Consider the following 25,442-nt stretch of genomic DNA (forward strand, 5'->3'; position numbering starts at 1 on the left):
TAGGAGGAAATGACTTTCATTAAAAACAAAATATTCTGTATATTATTTCTCAACTTTTTAACACTTCTGCTAAGTGATGTAAAAGTTGTATAATACTGGTAGGATTTGTTTTAAAAATTAAGGGATAGGGAGGAAGAAATATGAAACTAAGGAGTAAGATTGCAGCAGGGATATTTACGTTGTCATTAGCTATTGGTTCATTTGCACCTTCATCTTTTGCAAGTACAATAGAGGTTAAAAAAGAAGAACAAATCAAATCTATTAAAGAAAGTTATGGCGATACTAAGGTTCAAAAATCTTTAATAGAAAAAGTAAATAATGGGGAAACTTTAGATAACGTTAATCCTGAAAAGAAATCACTTGGGAAAAAAGAAAGAATAGGTGAATCAGCTACCTTAACAACTTTTCCAGATGGTTCAAAAGAAGAGACGGGAATTGATTATAGTGAAGCGAAGTTTTTTGATGAAAAAGGTAATGAAGTGCAACCTAGTAAAGTTCAACCGATAAAAGGAATAAAAGGACCTCAAGATAGTATTACTGGTGGGACTTGGACGAACGGTTCAGGTTATTCTTGTGTAAAAGGTGCAAAGGTATGGCGTCAATCATATGGAAACTTTATAGTTCAATATTATGCAGATTATTGTAATCACAATGGTGCATATGATAAATTAGATCGAGTTTGGGGACGTACTCTAAGTAATGTTCATGGTAGTTACTCTATAGAAACAGAAGGTGTATTTAGAACTTGGGAAAAAAGTGGTTATTCAGCCTATGGAGGCGTGAAATTTAACTTTACAGACAGTAACGGTAGATCAAGTACTCAATATTTATATATTCGTGTTGGAAATGATCGCGCTTGGGAAGATTCGAATTTTTAAACATATGAATAACGATAAAGGAACAGGGATATATTCCTGTTCCTTTATCGTTATTCTATATATTTTTAAAAAATCATTTTTCTTTATGATTAATTGTATTTTTAATTTCATTAAGGAGCTTAATAACTTGTTTTTGATGGTTTGTTTGATTTTTTAAATATTTTATTAAGTTAAGAGTTAAAAATATTCCTAAAAAATATAAAGTAAATTTAATTAATGTGTCTATAATAACCAGGAATAGCGAAGTATTTGGAAGAAACCAATAAAATGGTGCAACAATTAAAAAACTTAAAACTAACGCTATCCATAAGTTGTTTTTATTCAAATTTATCACTTACCCTTCCTTAGAAATTAAAGTATTATACTATAATCATAACATAGTCAATACATATATATGTTGAGAAAAGTATAAGTTAGAATCAAGAAATTTTGAGGGGATTTTAGGATACAATTACAAACCAATAATATTTATTAACATTTGTTCTTTAAAGAACTCTTCTTCTGATAAACCTATTACATTTAAGAACCATTGAATCAAGAACATTAACCTCTCAAATACAAATACTGTTAAAGATATTCCGTATTTACGTATAAGATGAGTCCTAAGTTTAACCTCAATCTCCTTTAAATCCTCTTGTAGCTCCGGTTCAAAATTCGAAACTAACCTCCATCACCTGATAGTGGCGGGTGCTTTTTCCCACTTCAAGAAATACTCCAATTCCCTCCTGTTGTCTACTAGATTTATAATCGCATCACTTTTTAATTTCAAATCCTTCTCGTTTTTTAAGATTTCAAAATCCTTTTCTTTAGATTTTTTTCAACACTTAATAGTATTTCTTTTTTATCTACCACTAACGGTAGCGAAAACACCGCTTTTTTTTCCAAATCTTCTTTTCTATATCGTATTAAAGATTGCATTTGTATTTTTGGAATACCTTGACTCTTCAGGTAACGATATACCATTACTTTATATCGGAACTTCATATTTAAATCTTCTATATCCTCCACTAATTCTTTGAGACTATATAAATTTACAGGCAATTCACTAATTGCTAATTTTTTAGTAACTCTACTTTTTAATTCTCCTACTGAATATAATTTTTTCGCTTATTGTAGCGCTATAACCTCAAATCCTTTTGCAACAGTAGTTTCTTTCTCTTGTTTTTAACTATTACTTCCAATCTCTCTCTAGCTGCGGCGCTTAATTCATTTAAATAATATCGTTCCCGATCACAAAGTAGAACCGATTCTTCCAATACAAATTGCTGAAATCCTATGCGTGAAAATAACTTACGTTTCGTGAACAAATCTATATATTTACTTTTATCTCCATGTTGATTTAACGCCTTATTTGCTACGAAGTTGATATATATATGATGGACGTATGGCGCTATATTCTTTTGGACATAATCATAACTACAACTAAGATAATCAGCCATTTCATCAATTGTCATATTAAAATCATCTTTTATCAATCCTAAATATAAAGATGCTATTGATTCTAAGGTTTGCCCCTCACCATTTATTTTAACTAGAAATTCACTCTCCATACGTTCTCCCCTCCACTGACACTTATATAGCTTAGCATAACACACCATTTCCATTGTATGTTACGTATAAAAGTAACTTATAATGAAAATCTATTAAAGCCTCTGCATCATTATAATCCATTTCGGTATCTGTAGCTTTATAAAAAATTATGTGGTTCTACTGTTTGAGAAGGGGATTATGGACAATCAAAATATATATGTGAAAACAAGGTTTGCGAAAGGTCAGATCCAGATTGGGCTTATAAAAAGAGAAGTGAAATTTTAGAGCCTTTTTTAGAGAAAATAGAGAAATATAGTTCTTTTAGTCAAGGTACAATTGATTTTTATGATACTAGATGGGTTGGAGATGGTTCAGCTGAAATCACACTAAAGGATGGTACAGAATTTATGTGTCATGTTAAGCAAGGTAAATTCAACCCATTTGATTTTTCTCATTTCGAAGAACTAGAAATTAATATTAACGAGAGTGTAATCAAAGAAATAAAAGAAAACATGCTAAAGTTAATTAATTTAAGAGAAGAAATGCGAAGAGCTATTAAAGTAGGGAGTAAATAAAAAAACTTATCGAACTTTAATATAAATTATCGAACTTTATTACAAATACACACTTAATTTAATAAACAATGTAAAGGAAATCTATATTTTAAATTCACAGTTATATCTGGTTTAGGCGTGGGTAATACTAAAGAGGAAAATACTTGTGCAAAAACTTAAATACTTGTTTTGTAGCAACGTATGAATAATATCGGTTATAATACATTATCTCTGAAAGGACGATGCAATTGTTATTCACATTTTTTATAATCTGTCTGTTTATTTATGGAATAGCTTTTGCTATTAAAAATGCACAATTGAAATTTAGTCCAAAACAACGCACGGATCAAAGAGATATAGGAATCAAACATAATCGTGAAAAATGTGGGAATCGTTTTGAAAGAGAAGTTTTTGACTGCCTTGTGAAATTGGGCTACTACCCTTTATCACAAGTAAAGGAAGGACGATATAGATTAGACTTTGTTTTATTGGAAAACAACAAACGAATTGTTATTGAATGTGATGGAGATATTTTTCATAATGCTCAACATGATAAAAAGCGTGATGCTTATTTGAAAAAGGCTGGTTATGTTTCTGTACTTCGTATTAAATATAGCCAATGGAAAGAAGATAAGAATAAATGTATTCTTAGACTTGAATCAAAATTATACGAACTACAACATTTACCATCTACACACCCCTCTTTTAATTTACAATTTAATATTGAATAAAAACACTGCGCAAAATATATGACAGTGTTTTTATTTTATTTTATTTTATTTATGAAAGATATAATTTATTTAAATCTATTTCAACTAGAGCTCTTGTTAATTTAAGTATGATTCTTAACAAATTATTGAGATTCTTCTTCGTCTAGAAAATTAAAATTACAATCAATTAGATTTTGTAAATACTCATCAAAACTGTTTGCAATCACTTCATATTCATCGGGGTCGTGTAAAAAACGAATTATTTGACCACATACCCCTTCCTCAGAAGGATTAAAATCAATATACAGCCTTGATGTTCCACCGTTGTTCATACAGTCTGAAAAGTGAATATACGTGCCAGGGAGAAGTCCTTCTGGATTTATCTTAGGGTCAACAGCATCCTCGTCATCTTGGTATTCTAAAAGATAGGAGACGTCTTCTCCTTCTTTTGAACTTTCAATCATCTCCTGTGTAGAAAGCAAATAATACGGATACTCTTCAACATCTGAACCTAAAATACATACCGAGACTTCGTTTTCTCCATATTTCCGCCAATATGTACCATCGATATTTTCAAGTAAAGAAATTAATGATTCTGGACAATTTGGATATTTCGTCCTTAATATATCAATATCCTCTTTTGTAGCACCGTATGCTTTATTTAGCGCTTCGAGATCAGCTCTTGATAAGGCTTCTTTCAAACCGTTTAAAAATTTGTTTACCAAATCCATAATATTGTCCTCCCAATAATGAAATATAAAATTTTTCAGTCTATATATCTATCATAAATGAGATTTTACCTTTAACGTTTTTTACATCTAATTTAATTAGTACCATTACGCTCTAGCTCTTCACGATTAAAGTATTGTTCTAGTAGCTCTTTACCTGTTTTGATTGTTGTATAGTACTCGCCACCATACAGTTTCCCTTCTGATGGATTATGAAAATCTTCGTATTTCTTGAAGTCTTCATTTTCTTCAAATGATTTCTTTGCAACTTCCATGTCTTCTGCTTCTATTTTAGCAAACAATCTACCTATATCGAATACACCGTCTTCATCAATACTCTCTTCTACTAAGTAATGCGCTTCTTCCTCTATAGGAGTTAGCTTCTTCTTTGTAACAGAATATAAATGTTTCGTTTCCTCTTCCTCTACCATAATAAAGAACCAACCCACTCTTACTACTGTACATGGTGCTAATCCTAGTAATGTATAGGCAACTACCTTTTGGTCTTTCACATATTTCCCCATTTTTCTTCCCCTTGTAGTTTATTTTAAACCGTAACCGTAGTCTCTCAGACATCTATCTGCCCTCAGTAAAGTATCCCTAGCTGCTTCCTTCTCTGTAGATGTTAATCTGTTGTCAATCGTGTTCCAATACACCTTACCGTATTTCTCTATCACTTCTACATGAGCCATTTCAACAAATGCTTCGTGACGTTGCATGACGTCTCTATTGTTTTCTCTGTACCCCATATACTTATACCACGCGTCTACTCCGATGTCTTCTCCTGTACCGCTTACTTTCGTGAAACCTGCTTTGGCACTACCTATGAAAAATGGCATATTTTATCACCTCTTTTATTTCATAAGTTTTTTTACATATTCTGTTTAAAGAACAAAGTATTTATTAACGTGGTGATACATATCTATAACCATATAAAACAGTAATTCCCTTAACTACAATTGTATTTTCTTCTATACTTTTCACTATCGCTTTTCCTGTTAAACGGTTCATATATCGAATATAAATAGCAAATTCTATAGGCTCCTTTATTTGTTTTGCTTCTTCAAAATAATATAATTCTTCTTCACTTACACTTAATAACTCTAACTCCCAATCTGCAAAGTTAGTTTCATTTATGGATAGTCCATGAGATTCAGGTGATCCTATTTCATATTTAAAATCTTTAACAAAAACACGATCTACGCCATGCCAGTTCCTTTTTCTTCCCATTTTTGTCATCCTTTTCGTTCCTATTAATAATTTTTTCTTCTTCTATTAGGTCAATTATTGACTATGAAAATATTGGAATATCTCCATTTTTATCATACAGGATAAAAAGTGATTACACCAATTATCACCATATATTTCTATAGTTTCTTGAAATGATGTTGTTAGCTCATATAACAAAGCTTTTTAATTGTAAATGCAAAGAGCTATCATCATTAAACATGATGATAGCTCTTATATTAATCAAAACTAATATCTTCTTTATTTTTTTCTAAATCCCCACCAACTAATACTAGTTGTAGTTGTTCATAAATTTCCTGTGTATCCGGTGTAGTTTCTGCTTGTTTACGTTCACGCTTAACTGCAGAATCATTTTCTTCTTTAGTTTCTGCGACCATTTCTACGTGCTCCAGCACCGCTACACGCTCTAAGCCTTCCATTTCATCTAAATCTTCTACATCATCTGCATCGTCAATTATTTCTGGTTCTTCTGTTTGTATAATTTTCTTCTGTTCTTTTTTCAATTCAATTACTGGTTGCTCTTGTACTATGTTCTCTTTTTCAATATTAACTTCAGCAGCTTCAATTACCTCTAAAGGTTTGTTTTTCGTATTTACTTTTTTATTTGCTTTTGCTATAGCAATTTTCACTTTCATCACTCTTAAAGAAGAGGAAATATGATTTAGTATTCTGCCTAACCCATAGAAACGAATTGCCTCAACAATAACACCCATTACAATTCCAAAAATCCATGAATTAGAAAAGTATCCAACTAAACCAAATGTTATAACTCCTGGTAAATATAAGCTAGCATAGGCTATTAAATTAGGTAAAGCTTTTTCTACTGTTAATTTAAAGCTGTATTTAACTATTAAATATATGGCGCTCAACCCCACTATTAAACCAGCCAAACTTAACAATAAATTTTTAAAAGTTTCACCTATCATTACAATTTCCCCCCTTAATGTTTTAATTTTAATTTTTTTATTAAATTCCTCTTTACTTTTCACATTTTTTCAAAAATCAAATAAATTTATCGCTAATTGTCCTTCTTCAATCTTCCGTTTCAAATATATACAACTACTTTCATCCTTTCTTTTTAGAAATATCTATATAAATGGCATAAGCCTAATTGTTTTTAAACACAAAAACCCTTTCGGGTATATGAATTTTTGCAAGCAAGGCTGCTTTACAAAGTCATTTCCCCGAAAGGGTTGTAGTATTTTTGGATTTTAAAAAGAAAAAAGAAAGTCTTACATACATTATATAAATTACTACCATCATATTCAATTTATTTTTAACAGAAGATTCAGACCCTTATGTGTATTTACATTTTTTGTTATAATATGGATATATTTTAAAAGGGTTAAGCTATAGCTCCTTATTACTATTGATATGATTTCATAGTATATTACCACCTATTTTAAGTATTATATATTTTAAAATATTGATTGAATTGTGCTATAGTCTCTTATTACCTTCTGATATGTATGCAGACTAATTGTTTGCTATAGTTCCTTATCACTTCTTGATATTATATGATATGTCACCATTGAAGACCTCTAAAATAACATTATTTAGAGGTCTCCATTTATGGATAAAAGCACTAACTTTATATACTTAAAATATAACATGAGTAACTTTTGAGTATGTTTGATAATTCGCCTTTAACTATTATTTCTATTTTAGGAGTAGATTCTATGGAAGGAAAAACATTGATAAAGTATATTTTTTACTTTTTTTCTTATTTACTTGTTTACATACCCTCACTTCCAGTTATAGTTGTTCTTGGTATGGCTGGCGCTTCTCCTGATGTAGAACATACTATATTAGAATGGATAATTACGACTTTTGAGTTAACTGTTACAATTTTAGGGGCTTGGTTTTTTAACTTTATTTTCAAAAACATAATAGGAATTAAGAAAAATACAAAATTCACTTGGACTATCTGTATTCTTCATTTAATTCTTATTCCTTTGACATGGAGACTTCTTCTTTATTATTAGGTTATCGATCTTTTTTATGAATAAAACTATATTTTAAATCCCGATTATTCAATCGTGTACTTGCATACTAAAAAAATAAATACCTTTGTCTGTCCTAAACAAATATTCTTCATAACAGCATGCATAATAACCTCCTGGATCTAATTTAATCCAATAAACCTCATCTGGTTCTTGTTTGAATACATTTAATAACTGCTGTATTATAAATTCCTTGGGAGTCACTCCATTTAAATCATATCCGTACGGTATTTTCCCAAACCAAGAAGACTCTCCATTGGGATATTGGCAAATTAGAAATTCTTTTTTCCATTCTTTCAAGCGAATAAGTTCTAATATGTCATTACTAGTAGCGTATGTCGCGTTTTTGGCTAGTTCAAAAATATTGTCCTTTTTATTTTCTGACATAATACTAACCTCATAATAATTACTTACATATTCGTCTGCATTTATATCAGCAAAATCGCTTAAGATTTTATTAATTGTATTCATTTTTTACTCCTTTTAACTTTAAATTATAAGAGAACGACAATTATGTAAAAAGTAAAGCCGTCCTGATGGACGGTTTTTTGTATTTTTTGGAGAACATAGTTTTTTCCGAAATGCTGACGATACTCCTTATAGTCTTGCGAAATATTATTTTAAATAATGCGTCTTTTGCTTCATTATGATTATATAAATGTATATAAATTGTAAGTCATATGTCCAATTTTTTCTGTACTTATTTCGTTTTAGCTTCCATACTTTATGTATGTAGTGCATTCTTATCAATTTTCCCCATTACTTTAACTCGTAGGGGCATTAACTTTAGAACTCTACTAACGGATAAGCAAGTTAATAATTGTACTTAAAAATGGAGTGATACAATGAATAAGACGTATGATGTCATCATTACCGGTGCTAGATGTGCCGGCTCTACCCTGGCAATTTATCTTGCTAAGGCAGGTTTCCATGTGTTATTAGTGGACCGAGCGAATTTTCCAAGTGACACATTATCAACCCATACCTTTTTCAATAATACTGTCGCACTTCTTCGAGAAACCGGTGTCCTGGACAAGTTATTGGAAACAAAAGTACCGCCGGTACGGGATATTAAATTTCAATTTGAGGATACCGTGATAGAAGGTCTCATCCCTGAGGTTTACGGAGAGGAAAGTTGTTATTGTATTAGAAGAACTTATCTCGATCATATTCTACTTGAACAAGCCAAATCCCAAATGAATGTAACTGTTTTAGAAGGATTTCGTGTGACGGATGTCATCCGTGATGACGAAACAGTGATAGGCGTGAAAGGTTTAAACGGCGACAACGAGAAACAAGAATTTTTAGCTAGCCTGGTAGTCGGGGCAGACGGCCGATCCTCTATTATTCGCAAGCTGGTAAAAAGTGAACTCAAAATAAGTATTCCGGCAACAGTCGGCATCTATTTCGGGTATTTCTCTGGATTTCGCCACGATAATGTCCCTAAATTTGAAGTATACAAGATAAAAGATAACACAGCCATTCTATTTCCGACGAATGATGATTTATATGTAATTGTCGGCATTTTCCCATTAGAAAATAAGGAATTGATAGAACGGTTGAAATTAAATCCGGAAAGCTGTCTACGCAATTTCTTTACAGATAACTTTCCAAATACAACAATTGGGGCGCGTTTAAAAAATGCAGAACTAGTAGAACCGGTCAAAGGCATTCTCGGATATGATAATTACTGGTATAAAGGAATGGGAAAAGGATGGGCGTTGGTTGGAGATGCAGTTTGTTTTAAAGATCCTGGCATGGCGCAGGGTATCCATGATGCTATATGTGGAGCACGTATATTATCCAATATTCTATCAAAATATAAGGGACAATTCGATCAATCAAATCAAATGTCTGAAGAATATCAAAAGGCAATAGAAGATGAGTTTATGGTTCGGTTTCACATGGGATGCCAAATTTCAAAGAATGAACGCATATCTGAACAACAGGATGCTGTCAACAAGCTAATCAGTTCCCATCCAGAGGCTATAGAGAAGTTTTTAGGGATTTACAATTATGCAAACGAGCCCGCTGCTTTAGAAAAAGAACTCGCACGAATTATGCAATCGATCTAACAATGATTTTAGAGATTAAGTGATTTAAGTACAAAAATAATTCGCTATGAACCTCCCCCACTTACTCGCTTCCTCTTGAAGTGGGGATTTCTTAGCATCAACATAGACAAGGTCCGATGAGGAGCAGATTTCCCATCTCCTCTCTGCACCTATGCAAGGACTCCTTTTCTTCATTTGACTAAGCACCTTCTGCACATGCAGAAGGGTGAGAACACACCGTCTACTACTTTTTGCTTACGCAATCCACAAATACTTTCTCTTCGTTTCTTCCGGGATATGACACATCTTTCTGTACAGTTCTTTTGCCAAATGCTGCGGGCACCGTGAATGTCCCAGTGTTCTTCGTAGCCGCACACACAAACGTAGTTACGTGTCCGCACTTTCTTTCTTATTTGGCAACAAGGGCATGTTTTTAAAGATATTTACTTTTCTTTATGAAGTTACTTTAAATGCTCTCTACGTTCATATTTAGTCATTTGTAACAACTTGCTTTCGTTTTTAGTTCTGTTGTATCTTAATATCCTGTCTTTCCTCATTCCCGACCTTATTATATCGTCCCAATACATCTACTTGATATTTTTCAATCAATAGTAAGTTTTTAGTACCAATACCTCTTGCTAGTAAACTTTCATCATGTGATTCCAAAGTAAATGCTCCTGTACTACTATCGAGCCCTTTAAAATAGCCAATAAATTCCTTTCTTTTAGCACCTTCTACATCATCTGCACCAAGCATTTCAAAATCATAAGGTGGATTTAAATAAATAAGCTGAAAGACATTTCGCTGTACTACCATTGTCTCAATAGCTGCATTACTGCAGTAATCCAGTAATTCCATAGCAACTTTGCTTCGAGCCTGATCTACCTCAACTCCGTATGTTTTTATTTGATTTTCATCATTATCTAAACGCTTGACTATTTGCTTTAATATTCGCCCTTCGCCACAAGTTGGATCAAAATATTTATTGACCCTTTTGGTTTATTGAATAGTTCAACTAGATATTTTCCTTGTTGCTCTGGCGTCGCGAAAAAGCCACTTCTTAACTTGTTACCGATATTACTCATAATTACATCTCCCTTTAATATTTTTACTTTTTAATACCACAAAAAAGCGGTCCTCGGATAAAGATATTAAGCACTTTAAACTTAAATCTCAGTCCGAAAGACCGCTGATATTTGTAGATATAAAAATAAAATTAAAAAGTATACTTACATTTTAACTATAAATCTAAAATAATTCAATTTGATTTAGTATAAATCGAATTTTAAGTCAAGTGTAATCTAGCATATTACGAACCACTGCAGGCAAAAACAACTGTTACAAATGAAGCAGTAAGTTGGGCTATTATATCCGTCTACTGCACCTGTAATAGAACTTCTATCAGTAAAAAATTATGATGTTTCTTTCCCCTAATAGTACTATCATATTAGTAGGTGGGGAATTATGCTTACAGTAGAGAATATGTTAGCAAGTTACGGCTTAGATTTAACTAAGAACATTAAAATCGTTCGACATAAAGATGAAGGTAGAATTGATGTTGTTGATTTATATGAAAAAGGACAAATAGAGTTATACCAGAAACACCAAAAAGATGATGTGTTTGGAGACTGTGAATATGTAGTTAGTTTCCTAGACTTTGAAGAAGGTAAAAAAGCTGTATTTATCGGTGTTTACAAGGTGTTAGGTAAAGCCAATCCCCAAAAATTCATTGCTGATAAATATTATGAATGGATGAAACCTGAGTACAAAAAGGGTAATGCATACTATTATGAGATGGAAAAAGTTACAGGCTTTGAGGAACTAGAGGATCGAATAATTATTAATTGGTCAGAGAGAACATTTCATATGTGGTTTGCTCCACTAAAAAAGGTAAAGGCAGTCAGAAAGAGAAAACAATTTGATATCATAGAAATTATTCAAAAAGGAGCAATTCGTAAGTTTCCAGGATTTCTTGATTTCTCACTTACATACAACGATTTAAAAAGCCTTTACGATAACCCTGATGTAAACTCCACTTGGTGTAAAATGCTTTCCTCAGTAGCAGGAATCTATGTAATTTTAAATAAAAAAACAGGGAAGTTATATGTAGGTAAAGCAAATGCACCTGGTGGAATAGGTAAAGGCGGAATATGGGGCAGATGGGAATCTTATGCTAAAACTGGACATGGAGGTAATAAGCAGTTAATTGAGCTATTAGAAAATAATCCTGAACATAAACAGGATTTTCTTTTTTCGATATTACGTACTTTACCCAAAACAATTACGAATGATGAAATACTAGATATTGAAAATATTTACAAGGAAAAGTTAGGTACACGTGAATTCGGATATAATGCGAATTAGTCTTTAATTTGAAATAAAGTTTAATCAAAACTTGCCCTCAAAATACTTTAACAAATTTCCCCTATAAACAGTTAATCGTTTTTAAAAACGGTTGTACATTGATAAAAACGATTGAACCATATTTCAAATCCACATTCGGATTAAAATTGCACGACATCAATGTCGCACTGAGCAACCAATTTATTAAAATAAATTGGTTGCTTAAAAGATTATTCGAAGAAGATCAGTAACAGCTTTAAATCATTTTCTATCCGTTATAATAAAACTAATGTTAATTGTCTTATCTTTCCCTACATATCTATCATATCCGAAATCATATGTGTTTGGTGACTCGTTCTCGTCTACCCCTTTTGCTATTAACTTATCAATCTCCTCTATTGTTAGTTTAGGGTCTGCGATACGAATCACACATTCCATTAGTTTACGGTATTGCTTATATGAAGTTTTATCCTCAAATACTTTCTTGTTTGTTGCAACTGATACGGAGTTCGATACCCAATCGCTTTTACCCACTTTAGCGTATAGTTCGAAACCCTTCCAGTTTGCTTTATATATATTATCGTTTTCTTTATCACGATGTTCTATCTGTGAATCTTCAATCAAAATCATACTGTTTGAGTATTCTTTTAACTTGTTTTCAAAGTCTAATTGATGTGTATACCCCTCTTCTATTTTATCAACATTACTATTTGTAGTTACAGCCCATACTAATATCAGTCCAAATATAATACCTAAAATAATTTTATATCTCCTTACTTCTTTGTCCACATCTATTCATCCTTATCTTCTTTAATGTTTCAGGCTGCCTTGATTTCACTTTCTGGTTGTGAGATTGGATACCCGTTTTTATCTGTATTTTAATTTCATTCTTTCAATGCTTAATATTAATTTTTCTTGTTGTTAATTTTAAAATAAAGATCAATCAAAAAAACTCAATTTTCCCCAATTTAATTTAAGTTACTATAAAATTATTTTTAATCATTAAATTCAGCACTTAGTGGCATATGATCACTAAACTCAATCCACTCTTCATAGGAACCTATTTCAATAGATTCTAATTTGTTAAGGAATATATCAGAAGCAAATAGACAATCAATATGAAATGGTCTCACTTTTTCTTTTCTAAAATAATGGGTCGCTTTCAACTCTTCACCTTGTTCTTCCTCAAAAAATTGATGATATGCACTCTTAATCCCAAATGCTTCAAGAAATCCAATAACCTCAGAATGTGTCTTAACTCTTTTAATATAATCAAATACCTTATTACTGTTCCAGTCCCCTACAATGATACATGGCTCCTTTAGCAAAGAAGCATATTTCTCTAACGCTAAATATATTTGACCTATGTAACTACTATAACGTTTTTCACCCTTCTGTGACCAAACAGCAAACATTATAAATTCCTGGTTATCAGCAGAGACTTTTATTGGAACAATATAGCGGAAAGACTTATCATATTCAGGATGGATTTCGATTTTATACCTTTTATCAAAAGTAATTATTCCAATACCCTTGTTTGGATTATCCCCTTCCCATAAAAATTTATAAATACCTTTTTCTTTATCAATCTGCCCCCATTTTTCTGGTTGTTCACACTCTGAAATTATCAATATGTCTGCTTTAAGCGGTAATATTTTATCGATTTTCTTCCTAAATGCCATGCCTGCATTCCATGCAACTATTTTCATTTACCCAGCTCCTATATGTGACTACATAATATTTTACAACCTATCGACACCCTAAAATTTTTTAAATCCGAAATAATTGATACATACTTATTCAAGCAAAAAAAGGTCATTGTAACAATGCCCTTTGCCACTCATTTATTTACAACCTTTTTAACTATTCTTTGGTTTGTTTGCTGGAAAATTAAAAGCTTTAAAAACTTCTAAATGCACTCCAGTAATTTGCCCTTCTATAAAATCGATAAATTTATTAATCTCCATATCAGATGTCTTTGAATTAAGAGTGAAATCATAAGAAACAATCGCTTTAGTACCATCAATGTCATAGTATGTTAGATTAAATTTCGGATGATTTTCCACTCCTTTGACTAATTCATCAAAAAAGTCTTTAATTGAAAAACCATACACCTTTGGTCCTTCTCTCTCTTCAACAACTTCCACTTTAAGTTTCATATCTTCAATTTTAGTAATATTCATTTGAACCTTCTTCATAAGAGCAGTTTTTGGTTCACCATAATTTACAAGTGCATACGTAGTATTTAATTCGAGTTGTCTTAAATCCATTTTCAGCGCTGCATCTCTTGATAAAAATACTCTCATAATTATATCCCCTTTCTAAAGTATTTCACGAAATAAACACAAGATATATAAGCATATTTTGCATTACTACCAAACATGTTGTTATTATTTTAGCCAAAAAAACCCCTTACTCAAAGAACGCAAAGTGAGACGGCAGAAGATGGATTAACTTGGTACAAGCAATGGCAGGATGCCCTCTTTATTGTTCAACAGATAGTAAATTGTTACTTGACAATTTGTCATGATCACTTCACTACACATCGAATGTATGTTCAGTTTATAATACACATATATCGAAATGGAGGTGAAACAAATGATTATCAATAAAGCATATAAATTTCGTATCTATCCAAATAAAGAACAAGCGAGCCTAATCAATAAAACGATTGGTTGTTCCCGTTTTGTATTTAATCATTTCCTATCTCTATGGGATAACGCATACAAAGAGACAGGGAAAGGTTTGACATATGGTACATGCTCTGCCAAACTTCCTGCTATGAAAAAAAAGTTTGTTTGGCTAAAAGAAGTCGATAGTATTGCGATTCAGTCGTCCGTTCGCAACCTTGCGGATGCTTATACACGTTTTTTCAAAAAACAAAACAGTGCTCCGCGCTTTAAATCTAAGAAGAACAACGTACAATCTTATACCACAAAACAAACTAATGAAAACATTGCTGTTGTAGGAAACAAAATAAAGTTACCGAAACTAGGTCTTATTCGATTTGCCAAAAGTCGCGAAGTAAAGGGACGCATTGTAAACGCTACAGTTAGACGGAACCCTTCTGGCAGCTACTTTGTGTCATTGTTAGTTGAAACAGAAATACAAGAACTTCCGAAAACACATTCTTACATCGGAATAGATGTGGGACTAAAAGATTTCGCCATTTTGTCAGATGGAAAAACCTATAAAAATCCAAAGTTTTTTCGCTTATTAGAAGTTAAGTTAGCGAAAGCACAGCGTGTTCTTTCTAGAAGAACGAAAGGATCTACTCGTTGGAATAAACAGCAAGTAAAGGTAGCTAGACTTCATGAATACATTTCAAATGCTAGAAAAGATTACTTGGATAAAATCTCAACTGAAATCATCAAAAACCACGATGTTATCGGTATAGAGAATTTGCAAGTATCGAATATGTTAAAGAATCATAAATTAGCAAAAGCAATTAGTGAGGTTTCCTGGTCACAGTTTCGAACCATGTTGGAATATAAAGCAAAATGGTACGGCAAACAAGTCATTGTCGTATCGAAAACATTTGCTTCCAGCCAATTATGTTCTAGTTGTGGATACCAAAACAAAGACGTTAAAAATCTAAACCTACGTGAATGGAACTGTCCCTCTTGTCATACACACCATGATAGGGATATTAACGCAAGTATCAATATAAAGAATGAAGCGATAAGACTTCTAACCGCAAGGACTGCGGGGTTAGCCTAATAAATTAGCGTTCGATAGAACTCACTACTTAGGAATCCTCCACTCTTAAACGAATTGACAGTGGAGGAAGTTCAAATTCTATAGATATACAATCATTTCGTAATTCATTAATAATATCCCTTTTAATACTAGTTATTATAATCAAAGTTTATACAGCTATTACCGTATAGCAACCATTTATTAACATAATTTTATCATGTTATGTTGTACAACATCAAACTACATTTCAGAAAAGTCTATTTAATCTAAAAATTAAAAATAAACTATTACCATATGGCAACCCTTTATGTTAATATAAAACAAAGGTATTACATTACTTCACTTTTTTGTGTCTATTAAGGAGAAAGAATGCGAATGAATATAACACCGGAACTAAAGAAATGGCTCGCACAAGAGCTCATGATAACTAAAGATGTAGCTGCACTTCTTGGAGTTTCTAACGCACGAGTTAAAGCTCTGGTTAAAGAAGGGCGTTTAATCCCTATTAAGTCTGAAGAAAAATGTACTATTTTCCTTCGTTCTGAGGTTGTTATATTAAAAGAAGAGTTAAGAATTAACCGATCAAAGTTTATGAAAAAGGATCCAAAAGATAAATAATATGATTAGACAAGGAGGATAAAAAATGAACAATTCAAATCAAAAATTGATTGATAAAGACGCTAAGAAAATAGGTGCGAAAATACTAGTATTAAAACTCAAAAAAAATAACCAACCTGCAAAAACACGTGTGTTAATTAAAGTGAAATATTCCAATTGCATCGAAGTACATTTGCGGGACAATTTACACTCCACTACAAATGTTTCAATTTTAGAGAGTATCAATGATGTACAGGAACAAATAATCTCAGCTTTAGGCATTCATGATATTAGACTAAAATTTTTACAAGATTCCCGCTGGTTTTTATATGGTCATGATGGTACGATCCATGAATTTTGCTATGGAGAATTAGAACCAATCAATTTAGATTCAGGCCACATAGACCAAGACTTCTTAAAACTCACCCTAGACTCTGCTCCAGATATTACTTTTGATGTAAGTATCCCTAAGAAACAAAAAAAGAACATCATTAACAATAAACACCATCAACTTGAATTCCATCTCATCTAATTTAGCCAAAATAATATATTTTCATTTACAACCATGTTAAGGAAGTGATTTTTTGAAATCCCTTAAAGACCTTTTTAAAAGGAATACCAGACCGCAATTTCCTATTCAAGATACTAAAGCACTTTCCTCCAAAGAAGTTGATTATTTAATTTTAGATTTAAGAATTAAAAATGATGATAGAAAAAAATTGGATCTCCCAAAGCCTGTTAAAGAATTCGGGGATTTGATTACTGAAAAATTGGTAAACAATTTAATGTATGGTATCCAATTTAGCGAACTAGAGATAAAGATCTTAAATGGGTTTTATCATGACGTAGATGTTTCTTTTATTGAATTTCTATTGTTAACCGATTTAATTCAATATGAGGAGCCTAATAAAGTAATAGGAGACTTACAAACACAAGGTTACTCTTATATAGAGGGCATTGGATATTTACGTTTTAGAAATTATTATGAAACTAATTAGCATTTTTTAGGAGGATATATATAATGACTGAAGTTAAATACTTAAAAAGTATGTGCACAATTGTGCTATGTATGAAGTTACTATGTGTTTGTCGCGAAAACTTTTAAATGTTTTTAGTAATCAAAAAAGCTATAAAGAAATTTTATCTCTTTATAGCTTTGAATTAATGAATTACGCAGTATAAATATACTAAAGTCATCAATAATAACCATTTACACTGTAGATAGACTAGCTTAGGATATTAAAGGTAATTATTCCTTAAATAAAATTTATTACCTTTAAGAAGTAGCGCCAACTTCCTATCAACTTAATGTTTTGAATTATCTTCCAAATGATAAAAATGAACTTCCTTGCTATAAATGACACAATTTCTTCGTTTTGGAGCATTATAGAATTTCAACTTGATGCCGATGTAGCAGGCCACCTACTATAAGGGGATCTTATTACTCCCTGTTTACTCATCTTTTATTTTAATAGATATTATATATTAATAAATTGTTAATTTTTTTGTTCCATATAAATTTAAATACTCTTGAATTTTAGAAAGATGAACATAGGTTTTACCATGCTCTTTTTCCATATAACTCATTACATCAGAGATTTTAGCAACTGCATATATTTCTACACCATACGTTTTTGATGCTTCTTCTAAGGCTGAAAGTTGAGAATCTAATGCTTTTTCTTCTCTATCAAGAGCAACAAGAAATGCGGATAATTCTCCACCTTCTCTCTCGATAATTTCTTTTGTTTCTTTAATTGTTCTGCCCGATGTAATAACGTCGTCTACTGCAAGCACTTTTCTTCCTTTTAAAGAAGTCCCCACAATATTTCCACCTTCACCATGGTCTTTTTCCTCTTTACGATTAAACGCATAATTAACTCGTAGTCCATGTTTATAGAATAAAGCCATAGACACAGATAAGGAGATTGGGATTCCTTTATATGCAGGGCCGAAAATAACATCAAATTCGATGTTATTTTCTATAATACTAGAGGCATAGGATTCTCCTAATTTAGCTAATTTAACTGAATCATCAAATGAACCGAAATTAAAGAAATAGGGGCTGTTACGGCCTGATTTTAATTTGAAACTTCCAAATTCAAGGATTTTCTCCTCGCAAATGAACTGTATAAATTGATTCTTATTAGTATTCATTTCACTATTTACCACCTTTTATTAATAGAAGATACACATATATATTTATGATAATTGGAATCTCTTTTCTGTTTCTTTTTATAATTTATATAATCAAGCGGCAAAATTAATATAGACTTCGAACTTAACATCTATATTTCCTAGACTAAAGTTTTACTTTCTATATTGTCTGGTTTCATAAACTTCTTAGCATCTATTCTCTGTTGAAGTTGTTCTTCTTCTAATAATATTATTCCTTTTTTCTCTAACCAAACATCATCATAAATCTGATCCAAATAATTTATTCCTGTATCTGGGATAATAGCCACAACTGCCTTTGCATTACTATTATTAAGCCAGGCCAATGCTGAGACGACTGATAATCCTCCAGAACCGCCTATCATGATTCCATACTTTTTAGCTAAGATACGACAAGTTGAAATCGCTTCTTGATCACTTGCTATACAAACTTGATCTATAACTTCTAAATTTGTATTTTGGCCTCTCCAGCTCAACCCAACTCCGTTAATTAAATAGGGATTAAAGTGATTTTGGAATACAGCAGAACCTTGTACATCACAAGCAATAACATTAATTTCAGGATTAAATTGCTTAATAAATTTCCCGACTCCGCACAAATGTCCACCTGTACTTACTGCTCCCACAACAGAGTCAATAGGTAAATCGACAATTTCTTTACCAGTAGTTTCAGCATGAAAATTTGGATTATCAGGATTATCATATTGATTTGTCCAATATGCATTAGGATATTGGACTATAAGCTCTTTCACACGTTGAATTCTTGCTTTTTGGAAACCACCATTTTCATCTGGATTTTTTACCATTTCAACCTGGGCACCATATGCGTTATACCATTTTAATAGGTTCGAACTAATCTTTGGATCCACCACAATGATTACCTGAAATCCATAAACAGCTCCTAACATTGCTAGAGATTTACCCAAATTACCTGAAGTTGACTCTATTAAAATATCACCTTTTCGAATTTTCCCACTTTTCATAGCAGCTTTCACTAATCCAAGAGCCGTTCTATCTTTCACACTAAAATTGGGATTGAAGTAATCTAATTTTAAATATAACTTTTTCCCATAAGGTACCAAATCACTTTTAAAATCTACCACGGGTGTATTTCCTATACATTCTGTAATGTTATCATAAATCATACATTTATCACTCCACGATTTTGATATGCCCCTTAGTACTAGTTAGAATTTTATTTCCACTAGAAGAAATTAAAACCGGATCCTCTACGTGTAATGCTCCTAATCCAAACTCATAATATGGTGTTTCTACAGATAAAACCATTCCATCCTCAATTACATCCTCATTATTTGGAGCAAGTATAGGCAATTCATATGGTTCCAATCCTATACCATGCCCTACGTGATGCCTTCTGTATTCTTTGAAACCAGATTTATACACTGCGTCCATCGTTAAGTCAAAAACATCTGATCCCTTCATGCCAGGTTGAATTTCTTGCATAGCTATACATTGTCCTTTATAAAGTGCATTAAATTTATCATACTCTGGTTTCATATACTTATAAGATAAAACTCGTGCAATATCTGCCCAATATCCGTCACACACAATATCACAGTCAAACCAAATTAAATCTCCTGGCATTAATTTAATATCCTTACTTTGCCTACGCTGACCACCAACAGCATGTCTTCCGACTTTAATCATTGGTAAAACAGGTAATGCTCCTTTTTTAGCAATAGAACAATTAAAAATATTGGCTATTTCATATTCACTTATACCTTCAAATAAATTAGCAGCTACATCTTCAATTGCATTCTCTATACATCTTGCTGAATAAGCCAATGCTTGAACTTCATGATCTGTTTTTACTGACCTAACATGCCTTAAAATATTAGATACCGAAACTACCTTACTTTTTTTAAAACTATTACTAATAGTATCGATATGATATGGCTGCATTCCATCTTCATCTATACCTATGTTACAATGTTCAACGTCTATATCTTTTAAAAGAGCAATAAGCGCCTCTATCCCATTAGAATGGCTCGCATCGAAATTGGATAATAGTTTCAGACGCTCTTCTTCTTCAGAAAGAAGAACATTATTTTTATGTTCTCTATAAAAAACCCCATAAGTATATATTTTTCCTACCTGCACTCGTGCATCTAATACTTGATCAATTTCCCCAATAGAATGGACAATATGAACAATTTCAGGATTATCTATTGTAATAACTGAATAACATTGTCCAAAATATGGATTTAATGTCTTTACAACTGGCTGAAATCCTGTAAAATAACGAATATTTTCTTTTGTAGAAGCAATAATTGCATCTAACCCATTTTGTTTCATCTTATTAACTAAACGTTCTATATTATAAATCAATGTAATTGTTCACCTCAATTTCCATAGTCAATCCCAGTTCTTTATTAGTTCTAATACGGCAGGAGCTAATAAATTTTTATCTTTATATTCAATCCAACTTACTTCACTAATCTCTGCCTTAGGTTGAATTTTCCCTTCCCAATCCGCGGAAAAACATACAAGATCAACTACTGCTTTTTCGTTATAAGCTGGTCCTGTGACTGTATATAAATATTGAATACTCTCTGGAATTAATTTAATATTTAACTCCTCAAGTAACTCTCTTTTTAACGTTTCACTGGCCTTCTCGTCTTGTTCAATTTTCCCACCTGGTAGATACCAATGTTTATTATCTCGAACTCTTACTAATAATAATTTATTGTTTTCTTTTTTAACGAGACATGCACACTTTATCAGTTTCACTTTTCAATATCCTTTCCACCATATTGTACATTTTGCCTTTTTCGTATGATAAATAATGACCAGCAGCTATACGCATTGGGTCACCAGCATGATAGTACTCATATACCAATTGACGTTGTCCGAAAGCATCTCCTGAAGCATCCCATGCTAAGTTAAGTAGCATTGTTCTTTCTTTTGCATCAAATTCACCTGTTGAAAGAGCGGTCATTAAGTAATCTCCATTTTCATTGAAAAAGTCTTCATGATGAGGTGTCGCAAGCATAGAACCAGCGGCTAGTGATTGAATGCATTTTACCATTTTTTCATAAATTTTTGGAAAATTATATCTAATTGCTTGAATTGCATTAATACTTGGTGTTATTACTCCCTCATTACTCATATATGCATCTTGTTCACTTAACACGATACTTGCCTTTAACAACTCTACATAGGATGTTAACTCTCCTAATTTTTCTTGAATGTTTATAAATTGATTCAGTTTTAGCATCTCAGCTAGCTTAATAGCAATGCCAGTTAAAAGCTCAGCTTTTGCCAGTCCTCTTACAATTCCTTGATGCCCCGTATGGTGCCTTGCAAAAGTCTTATCATAAAACTGATTAGATTTTTCTACATCTCTAAATATTAGAACTCTATCCCAAGGAATAAATACTTCATCTAATAATAAATAAGCATCTATTTCATCAAATTGATTTGTTAATGGATGATCAAACGTATCATAACCTTCTTTGACCAAAGGTTTTCTACATATTACTTTTAAACCTGGAGAATTCACAGGTAGAGTAAATGCTACAGCATAATCTTCATCTCCTGCCTTAAGGCCCGGCATATTAAAAATTAGGAGTTCATCTGCAATTGGAGCTAATGTAACAATCATTTTTGCACCTTTAACCACAATTCCTGATGCATCATAACTCACCACATGTACTCCTGCAAAATCATGTTCTTGTGCACCTAAAGCTTTTGAACGGTCAATCTGTGGATTAATTGATCCATGTGCTATAAATAAATTATTTGCCTTTACATGTTTATAATATTCTTCTGCATTTTGAGTATAATTTGCATATTCATCTCTACCAAAAAAACTAGCATGAGCTGATAGTGTAGCTACTGCTGCATTAATAAAGTCTGGTGTTCTACCAAGCATCCCATAAGAGATATCTGCTATTTCTTTGTAAGCCTTTCTTTTTCGCTCTAAATCTTTTATGCTTCTCGGAATTAGCAAACTAATTGAGGATCGTTGACCATCCGTATCTACAAAACTATGCTCTTCTGGTTTTTCATTTTGCAAACTATAATACTCTTCCACACAATGAATTGCACCTGAAAACGCTGAATGTTTTGTTACATCTTTAACTAATTCACCATTTAAATATACTTTTCGATTATCATTAATTCTTTCTCTGTACACCATTTTCTGTTTACCTCCAATATTAAGAATATTAAGTTTTTTGAGACTAATAAATACTTATTTAAATTTCACATAAATAGATTGGATCCGTATATAATCTAATGGACTCTCTCCATAGTTTTAGCATCTCTTGCCAATCTTCCTCTACATAATCCTCACGGATTATGAAGCTTAAAGGTACATTTAAATTTAAAAAACGTCCACAATTTATTGTAAACTTCGTAACACCAGCAGGAAGTAAAATACCTTCATCAACAACTTGAGCAATTTGTTTTAAACTTAAAGATGGATAACGAATAACAATTCCATCTTCTTTTAACTCATTATTAGAAATACGTTGAAATTGATATTTATCTGTATATACATTTACAATTTGTTTCCATGTCTCTACCATTGAAAACAAATCTAATTGATTCATAAGCTTGGAATAAACATAATGATTATTCCCATCAATTGTAACGATTGCTAAATAATTATGTTCCTGAATAGGAACGTCGCTCCAATATAAATTAGTATTTTTTTTAAAATCTGCAATGAAATTTCTGTCATTTGGAATATAGTGCGCCCACGAATCAATAGATATTAATTCTGATTCCACTACTTGAACAACCATTCGTTTGCAATTTAAGGCTTGTAGAGACGATGTTCTATGTGCACCATCAAGTATTAAATACTTGTCCTTACTTATTTGAAAAGCAATAGGTGGATTCTTTAATTTTTGCTCTTCTTTAATTTTTTTACAAATTGATTTTAATCTCTTTACTTCATATTCTTCATGTAAAAATATTTGTTCAATTGGCACTACCTTTAATGCAGATAACACAGATTTCCCTCCCTAATCTCTTAAACATCCCACTGATAAAACCACAAATGTATAACCGGTACTTTATAAATGATGCAATTCGTCCAATTTATTAATTTATGATATTAATCAGATTTTAATAGTCTGAGAATTCCCAAACTTCCAATGATTAATAATATATCAAACCAAAAATGCTTTTTCAATAATATATGGTAAAATTTATTATTTTTTTACAAAAAAGTAATCGTCTGACATCACTCTTCAGATTTCATACATTTCATTTCCTTTATTTCTTTAAAATCCCTAACACTACCATGAATACAAATCGTTTCTTTATTAAAAGTATGGTTTAAATTTTAATAATATTTACTGGAGAACATAAATAGTTATATATTCGTAAACTATTATCACTAGAAAAAAACTTGATAAAATTTTATCAGAAAATTTTATCAAGTTTTTGCATTTCATCATCTTATAGATATTACATACAGGAGATATCATATCCATATCCGATTTTTTTGTTTTAAGCAGAAAAAAAGGGAACTTATTATAAGTTCCCCTCTCTATTTATTATAAACTATACTATTAAGCTTTTTTATCGACCCATTTATTTACAATAACATGATTGTAATCTTTCATTTGTGCAAAAAGCTCCTCTATATTTGTTGAAGATAGAATTAGATTAAGATTTTCTGGTCTTGCAAATCCTTTATCAACTGTATGTTGTAACATTTTAAGTAAGGGGTCAAAGAAGCCGTCTACATTAATTAACCCAACTGGTTTTTTATGAATACCAATTTGTCCCCAAGATAAAACTTCAAACATTTCTTCATAGGTTCCGTATCCACCAGGCAATACAATAAACCCATCAGCCAGTTCACTCATCTTTTGTTTACGTGAATGCATAGAATCCACAACTATTAAATCAGTAAGCCCTTGATGTGCAATTTCTTTATCTCGTAAAAACTCAGGGATAATCCCTACTACATTTCCACCAGCTTGTAAGGCAGAGTTTGCTACACTCCCCATTAATCCGACTTTACCTCCACCATAAATTAATGTGGTATTTTTTTCACCTAAAAATTCCCCTAATTTTTCCGCTGTGTTTTTATACTCTTCACTTTCTCCAAAATTCGATCCACAAAATACACATATTGAATTCATGATTTCGACTCCTCATTTCTAAAATATATTTCTTTGTCAACACCATTAATAATCATATCAAATTTCTTTGTTATTTTTTTATAAAAATATTAAGAAATAACTCTCATGTCTGAAAAAACAACTTAAAAAACATTTGAATAACATTTATCTGTGGAATATAATGGATGAGGCGAGCTCGCTATATTCATAAAATACTATTAATTTCAAAAATATTATTATATATATTTTTATTTCTAACAATTCTATATCAATGGGAGATATTTTATTATGTGGATTTTATTTTTAATATTTGCCTTTTTGGCTGGACTTGCTTTACCGATTCAATTCAGTATTAATGCACAACTTCGTACTGTTGTAGGTTCACCTCTTGTTGCTGCAACTATTTCTTTTATAGTTGGTGCAATCACTTTGTTCACCGTTTCATTATTTAAAGCTGGTTTTAGTTTTAATAAAGGTATTGCATCTGCACCATGGTGGGTGTGGACTGGAGGCGTTTTAGGGGCTTTTTATGTACTAGCTACCATTATTCTTATTCCAAGAATTGGAGCGGGAACAACCGTAGCTTTGGTACTCGCTGGTCAAATCGTTGCATCTGTATTAATAGATCATTTTGGTTTAATTAATGTTCCTATACATCTGTTATCCTTACCACGTATTCTTGGTGCTATTTTAGTAATTATAGGTGTTATACTCATCCAAAAATTCTAGTTATAAATTATTGCCTAGAATACTTTACATTGTTCATTTTAGATAAGGAGTTTTTAGCATTCTTTTAACTTTAATAATTTGAAGGGAAGATTC

The 25,442-nt window shown here is 31.7% G+C and carries 32 protein-coding genes; 11 read left to right on the top strand and 21 right to left on the bottom strand.

Annotated elements, in window-relative coordinates; translation table 11 throughout:
- Positions 1-140 precede the first annotated feature (140 nt).
- Positions 141-878 (top strand): hypothetical protein, encoded by a 738-nt coding sequence (locus NST14_RS28620; RefSeq protein WP_000776882.1) that lies wholly within the window; start codon positions 141-143, stop codon positions 876-878.
- A gap of 783 nt (positions 879-1,661) precedes the next feature.
- On the opposite strand, the gene NST14_RS28625 is transcribed toward NST14_RS28620, so the two are convergent.
- The gene (locus NST14_RS28625) at positions 1,662-1,862 is read right to left on the bottom strand and encodes a hypothetical protein (RefSeq protein ID WP_000672240.1); all 201 of its coding nucleotides are present in this window, start codon (positions 1,860-1,862) and stop codon (positions 1,662-1,664) included.
- Between the two features lie 134 nt (positions 1,863-1,996).
- Positions 1,997-2,428: a hypothetical protein gene (locus tag NST14_RS28630; RefSeq protein ID WP_000443245.1), complete on the bottom strand. Its 432-nt coding sequence runs from the start codon at positions 2,426-2,428 to the stop codon at positions 1,997-1,999.
- Between the two features lie 387 nt (positions 2,429-2,815).
- On the opposite strand from NST14_RS28630, the gene NST14_RS28635 reads away from it, so the two are divergent.
- Positions 2,816-2,983 (top strand): hypothetical protein, encoded by a 168-nt coding sequence (locus NST14_RS28635; protein ID WP_000334784.1) that lies wholly within the window; start codon positions 2,816-2,818, stop codon positions 2,981-2,983.
- A 221-nt stretch (positions 2,984-3,204) separates the two neighbouring features.
- The gene (locus NST14_RS28640) at positions 3,205-3,693 is read left to right on the top strand and encodes a DUF559 domain-containing protein (RefSeq protein ID WP_002037703.1); all 489 of its coding nucleotides are present in this window, start codon (positions 3,205-3,207) and stop codon (positions 3,691-3,693) included.
- A gap of 122 nt (positions 3,694-3,815) precedes the next feature.
- On the opposite strand, the gene NST14_RS28645 is transcribed toward NST14_RS28640, so the two are convergent.
- The 5 genes from NST14_RS28645 to NST14_RS28665 form a co-directional block, all read right to left on the bottom strand.
- On the bottom strand, positions 3,816-4,403 hold the full coding sequence (locus NST14_RS28645) for an SMI1/KNR4 family protein (RefSeq protein ID WP_000366660.1): 588 nt from the start codon (positions 4,401-4,403) through the stop codon (positions 3,816-3,818).
- A gap of 92 nt (positions 4,404-4,495) precedes the next feature.
- A complete protein-coding gene (locus NST14_RS28650) occupies positions 4,496-4,924 on the bottom strand; it encodes a hypothetical protein (RefSeq protein ID WP_000521679.1) in 429 nt (142 codons plus the stop codon).
- An 18-nt stretch (positions 4,925-4,942) separates the two neighbouring features.
- On the bottom strand, positions 4,943-5,239 hold the full coding sequence (locus tag NST14_RS28655) for a hypothetical protein (protein WP_001115744.1): 297 nt from the start codon (positions 5,237-5,239) through the stop codon (positions 4,943-4,945).
- Between the two features lie 64 nt (positions 5,240-5,303).
- Positions 5,304-5,639 carry a hypothetical protein gene (locus NST14_RS28660; RefSeq protein WP_002037702.1) on the bottom strand — a complete coding sequence of 112 codons (336 nt, stop codon included), beginning with the start codon at positions 5,637-5,639 and terminating at the stop codon, positions 5,304-5,306.
- A gap of 227 nt (positions 5,640-5,866) precedes the next feature.
- A complete protein-coding gene (locus tag NST14_RS28665; RefSeq protein ID WP_000578904.1) occupies positions 5,867-6,574 on the bottom strand; it encodes a hypothetical protein in 708 nt (235 codons plus the stop codon).
- Positions 6,575-7,327: 753 nt separating this feature from the next.
- Between NST14_RS28665 and NST14_RS28670 the strand changes: the two genes are divergently transcribed.
- Positions 7,328-7,633, top strand: a complete 306-nt coding sequence (locus tag NST14_RS28670; RefSeq protein ID WP_000398642.1) for a hypothetical protein — start codon at positions 7,328-7,330, stop codon at positions 7,631-7,633.
- Between the two features lie 48 nt (positions 7,634-7,681).
- Here NST14_RS28670 and NST14_RS28675 read toward each other — a convergent pair whose 3' ends face one another.
- On the bottom strand, positions 7,682-8,122 hold the full coding sequence (locus tag NST14_RS28675; protein ID WP_001092361.1) for a hypothetical protein: 441 nt from the start codon (positions 8,120-8,122) through the stop codon (positions 7,682-7,684).
- Positions 8,123-8,496: 374 nt separating this feature from the next.
- On the opposite strand from NST14_RS28675, the gene NST14_RS28680 reads away from it, so the two are divergent.
- The gene (locus tag NST14_RS28680) at positions 8,497-9,726 is read left to right on the top strand and encodes an NAD(P)/FAD-dependent oxidoreductase (RefSeq protein WP_001044763.1); all 1,230 of its coding nucleotides are present in this window, start codon (positions 8,497-8,499) and stop codon (positions 9,724-9,726) included.
- Between the two features lie 170 nt (positions 9,727-9,896).
- Here the strand turns inward: NST14_RS28680 and NST14_RS31070 are convergent, their stop codons facing one another.
- The 3 genes from NST14_RS31070 to NST14_RS28690 all read right to left on the bottom strand — a co-directional run bounded on the left by NST14_RS31070 (position 9,897) and on the right by NST14_RS28690 (position 10,790).
- Complete coding sequence (locus NST14_RS31070) at positions 9,897-10,148, bottom strand: zinc ribbon domain-containing protein (protein WP_354693001.1); 252 nt, start codon at positions 10,146-10,148, stop codon at positions 9,897-9,899.
- Positions 10,149-10,224: 76 nt separating this feature from the next.
- A complete protein-coding gene (locus NST14_RS28685) occupies positions 10,225-10,656 on the bottom strand; it encodes a CRISPR-associated protein Csn1 (RefSeq protein ID WP_227571989.1) in 432 nt (143 codons plus the stop codon).
- On the bottom strand, positions 10,650-10,790 hold the full coding sequence (locus tag NST14_RS28690) for a hypothetical protein (RefSeq protein ID WP_000065208.1): 141 nt from the start codon (positions 10,788-10,790) through the stop codon (positions 10,650-10,652). Before NST14_RS28690 ends, NST14_RS28685 begins: the two co-directional genes overlap by 7 nt.
- 379 nt (positions 10,791-11,169) lie before the next feature.
- On the opposite strand from NST14_RS28690, the gene NST14_RS28695 reads away from it, so the two are divergent.
- A complete protein-coding gene (locus NST14_RS28695) occupies positions 11,170-12,069 on the top strand; it encodes a GIY-YIG nuclease family protein (protein ID WP_000958557.1) in 900 nt (299 codons plus the stop codon).
- Positions 12,070-12,309: 240 nt separating this feature from the next.
- On the opposite strand, the gene NST14_RS28700 is transcribed toward NST14_RS28695, so the two are convergent.
- The 3 genes from NST14_RS28700 to NST14_RS28710 form a co-directional block, all read right to left on the bottom strand.
- Positions 12,310-12,837, bottom strand: a complete 528-nt coding sequence (locus NST14_RS28700; protein WP_000357020.1) for a hypothetical protein — start codon at positions 12,835-12,837, stop codon at positions 12,310-12,312.
- Positions 12,838-13,043: 206 nt separating this feature from the next.
- Complete coding sequence (locus NST14_RS28705; protein WP_000706156.1) at positions 13,044-13,757, bottom strand: endonuclease/exonuclease/phosphatase family protein; 714 nt, start codon at positions 13,755-13,757, stop codon at positions 13,044-13,046.
- A 150-nt stretch (positions 13,758-13,907) separates the two neighbouring features.
- On the bottom strand, positions 13,908-14,354 hold the full coding sequence (locus NST14_RS28710) for a hypothetical protein (RefSeq protein WP_001263523.1): 447 nt from the start codon (positions 14,352-14,354) through the stop codon (positions 13,908-13,910).
- A 292-nt stretch (positions 14,355-14,646) separates the two neighbouring features.
- Between NST14_RS28710 and tnpB the strand changes: the two genes are divergently transcribed.
- The 4 genes from tnpB (at position 14,647) to NST14_RS28730 (ending at position 17,342) form a co-directional block, all read left to right on the top strand.
- Positions 14,647-15,768, top strand: a complete 1,122-nt coding sequence (gene tnpB, locus NST14_RS28715; protein WP_000586187.1) for an IS200/IS605 family element RNA-guided endonuclease TnpB — start codon at positions 14,647-14,649, stop codon at positions 15,766-15,768.
- A gap of 354 nt (positions 15,769-16,122) precedes the next feature.
- Positions 16,123-16,365 (top strand): helix-turn-helix transcriptional regulator, encoded by a 243-nt coding sequence (locus tag NST14_RS28720; protein ID WP_001027911.1) that lies wholly within the window; start codon positions 16,123-16,125, stop codon positions 16,363-16,365.
- A gap of 25 nt (positions 16,366-16,390) precedes the next feature.
- On the top strand, positions 16,391-16,876 hold the full coding sequence (locus NST14_RS28725; RefSeq protein ID WP_001065869.1) for a hypothetical protein: 486 nt from the start codon (positions 16,391-16,393) through the stop codon (positions 16,874-16,876).
- A 52-nt stretch (positions 16,877-16,928) separates the two neighbouring features.
- A complete protein-coding gene (locus tag NST14_RS28730; protein ID WP_000838545.1) occupies positions 16,929-17,342 on the top strand; it encodes a hypothetical protein in 414 nt (137 codons plus the stop codon).
- 487 nt (positions 17,343-17,829) lie between these two features.
- Here the strand turns inward: NST14_RS28730 and pyrE are convergent, their stop codons facing one another.
- The 7 genes from pyrE to NST14_RS28765 all read right to left on the bottom strand — a co-directional run bounded on the left by pyrE (position 17,830) and on the right by NST14_RS28765 (position 24,641).
- Positions 17,830-18,498: an orotate phosphoribosyltransferase gene (pyrE, locus tag NST14_RS28735; RefSeq protein WP_001095420.1), complete on the bottom strand. Its 669-nt coding sequence runs from the start codon at positions 18,496-18,498 to the stop codon at positions 17,830-17,832.
- Between the two features lie 140 nt (positions 18,499-18,638).
- Positions 18,639-19,661, bottom strand: coding sequence for a PLP-dependent cysteine synthase family protein (locus tag NST14_RS28740; protein ID WP_000638693.1), 1,023 nt, complete (start codon positions 19,659-19,661; stop codon positions 18,639-18,641).
- A 7-nt stretch (positions 19,662-19,668) separates the two neighbouring features.
- On the bottom strand, positions 19,669-20,865 hold the full coding sequence (locus tag NST14_RS28745) for a M24 family metallopeptidase (protein WP_000639934.1): 1,197 nt from the start codon (positions 20,863-20,865) through the stop codon (positions 19,669-19,671).
- A 27-nt stretch (positions 20,866-20,892) separates the two neighbouring features.
- Positions 20,893-21,267 carry an NUDIX hydrolase gene (locus NST14_RS28750; protein WP_000766910.1) on the bottom strand — a complete coding sequence of 125 codons (375 nt, stop codon included), beginning with the start codon at positions 21,265-21,267 and terminating at the stop codon, positions 20,893-20,895.
- Positions 21,236-22,678 (bottom strand): 4-hydroxyphenylacetate 3-hydroxylase family protein, encoded by a 1,443-nt coding sequence (locus NST14_RS28755; RefSeq protein ID WP_341119466.1) that lies wholly within the window; start codon positions 22,676-22,678, stop codon positions 21,236-21,238. Before NST14_RS28755 ends, NST14_RS28750 begins: the two co-directional genes overlap by 32 nt.
- Positions 22,679-22,736: 58 nt before the next feature.
- Complete coding sequence (locus tag NST14_RS28760) at positions 22,737-23,498, bottom strand: ParB N-terminal domain-containing protein (RefSeq protein WP_000947371.1); 762 nt, start codon at positions 23,496-23,498, stop codon at positions 22,737-22,739.
- 564 nt (positions 23,499-24,062) lie between these two features.
- The gene (locus tag NST14_RS28765; RefSeq protein WP_001084316.1) at positions 24,063-24,641 is read right to left on the bottom strand and encodes an LOG family protein; all 579 of its coding nucleotides are present in this window, start codon (positions 24,639-24,641) and stop codon (positions 24,063-24,065) included.
- A gap of 267 nt (positions 24,642-24,908) precedes the next feature.
- On the opposite strand from NST14_RS28765, the gene NST14_RS28770 reads away from it, so the two are divergent.
- Positions 24,909-25,349, top strand: coding sequence for a DMT family transporter (locus NST14_RS28770; protein ID WP_000264902.1), 441 nt, complete (start codon positions 24,909-24,911; stop codon positions 25,347-25,349).
- The last annotated feature ends 93 nt before the right edge of the window (positions 25,350-25,442 follow it).

Origin of the sequence: Bacillus sp. FSL W8-0519, assembly GCF_038005585.1 — a bacterium.
GTDB lineage: Bacteria > Bacillota > Bacilli > Bacillales > Bacillaceae_G > Bacillus_A > Bacillus_A paranthracis.

Coding starts and splice junctions, on each gene's coding strand:
- NST14_RS28620 (WP_000776882.1), top strand. CDS start 141: ATGAAACTAAGGAGTAAGATTGCAGCAGGGATATTTACGTTGTCATTA.
- NST14_RS28625 (WP_000672240.1), bottom strand. CDS start 1,862: ATGAAGTTCCGATATAAAGTAATGGTATATCGTTACCTGAAGAGTCAA.
- NST14_RS28630 (WP_000443245.1), bottom strand. CDS start 2,428: ATGGAGAGTGAATTTCTAGTTAAAATAAATGGTGAGGGGCAAACCTTA.
- NST14_RS28635 (WP_000334784.1), top strand. CDS start 2,816: ATGTGTCATGTTAAGCAAGGTAAATTCAACCCATTTGATTTTTCTCAT.
- NST14_RS28640 (WP_002037703.1), top strand. CDS start 3,205: ATGCAATTGTTATTCACATTTTTTATAATCTGTCTGTTTATTTATGGA.
- NST14_RS28645 (WP_000366660.1), bottom strand. CDS start 4,403: ATGGATTTGGTAAACAAATTTTTAAACGGTTTGAAAGAAGCCTTATCA.
- NST14_RS28650 (WP_000521679.1), bottom strand. CDS start 4,924: ATGGGGAAATATGTGAAAGACCAAAAGGTAGTTGCCTATACATTACTA.
- NST14_RS28655 (WP_001115744.1), bottom strand. CDS start 5,239: ATGCCATTTTTCATAGGTAGTGCCAAAGCAGGTTTCACGAAAGTAAGC.
- NST14_RS28660 (WP_002037702.1), bottom strand. CDS start 5,639: ATGACAAAAATGGGAAGAAAAAGGAACTGGCATGGCGTAGATCGTGTT.
- NST14_RS28665 (WP_000578904.1), bottom strand. CDS start 6,574: ATGATAGGTGAAACTTTTAAAAATTTATTGTTAAGTTTGGCTGGTTTA.
- NST14_RS28670 (WP_000398642.1), top strand. CDS start 7,328: ATGGAAGGAAAAACATTGATAAAGTATATTTTTTACTTTTTTTCTTAT.
- NST14_RS28675 (WP_001092361.1), bottom strand. CDS start 8,122: ATGAATACAATTAATAAAATCTTAAGCGATTTTGCTGATATAAATGCA.
- NST14_RS28680 (WP_001044763.1), top strand. CDS start 8,497: ATGAATAAGACGTATGATGTCATCATTACCGGTGCTAGATGTGCCGGC.
- NST14_RS28690 (WP_000065208.1), bottom strand. CDS start 10,790: ATGAGTAATATCGGTAACAAGTTAAGAAGTGGCTTTTTCGCGACGCCA.
- NST14_RS28695 (WP_000958557.1), top strand. CDS start 11,170: ATGCTTACAGTAGAGAATATGTTAGCAAGTTACGGCTTAGATTTAACT.
- NST14_RS28705 (WP_000706156.1), bottom strand. CDS start 13,757: ATGAAAATAGTTGCATGGAATGCAGGCATGGCATTTAGGAAGAAAATC.
- NST14_RS28710 (WP_001263523.1), bottom strand. CDS start 14,354: ATGAGAGTATTTTTATCAAGAGATGCAGCGCTGAAAATGGATTTAAGA.
- tnpB (WP_000586187.1), top strand. CDS start 14,647: ATGATTATCAATAAAGCATATAAATTTCGTATCTATCCAAATAAAGAA.
- NST14_RS28720 (WP_001027911.1), top strand. CDS start 16,123: ATGAATATAACACCGGAACTAAAGAAATGGCTCGCACAAGAGCTCATG.
- NST14_RS28725 (WP_001065869.1), top strand. CDS start 16,391: ATGAACAATTCAAATCAAAAATTGATTGATAAAGACGCTAAGAAAATA.
- pyrE (WP_001095420.1), bottom strand. CDS start 18,498: ATGAATACTAATAAGAATCAATTTATACAGTTCATTTGCGAGGAGAAA.
- NST14_RS28740 (WP_000638693.1), bottom strand. CDS start 19,661: ATGATTTATGATAACATTACAGAATGTATAGGAAATACACCCGTGGTA.
- NST14_RS28755 (WP_341119466.1), bottom strand. CDS start 22,678: ATGGTGTACAGAGAAAGAATTAATGATAATCGAAAAGTATATTTAAAT.
- NST14_RS28765 (WP_001084316.1), bottom strand. CDS start 24,641: ATGAATTCAATATGTGTATTTTGTGGATCGAATTTTGGAGAAAGTGAA.
- NST14_RS28770 (WP_000264902.1), top strand. CDS start 24,909: ATGTGGATTTTATTTTTAATATTTGCCTTTTTGGCTGGACTTGCTTTA.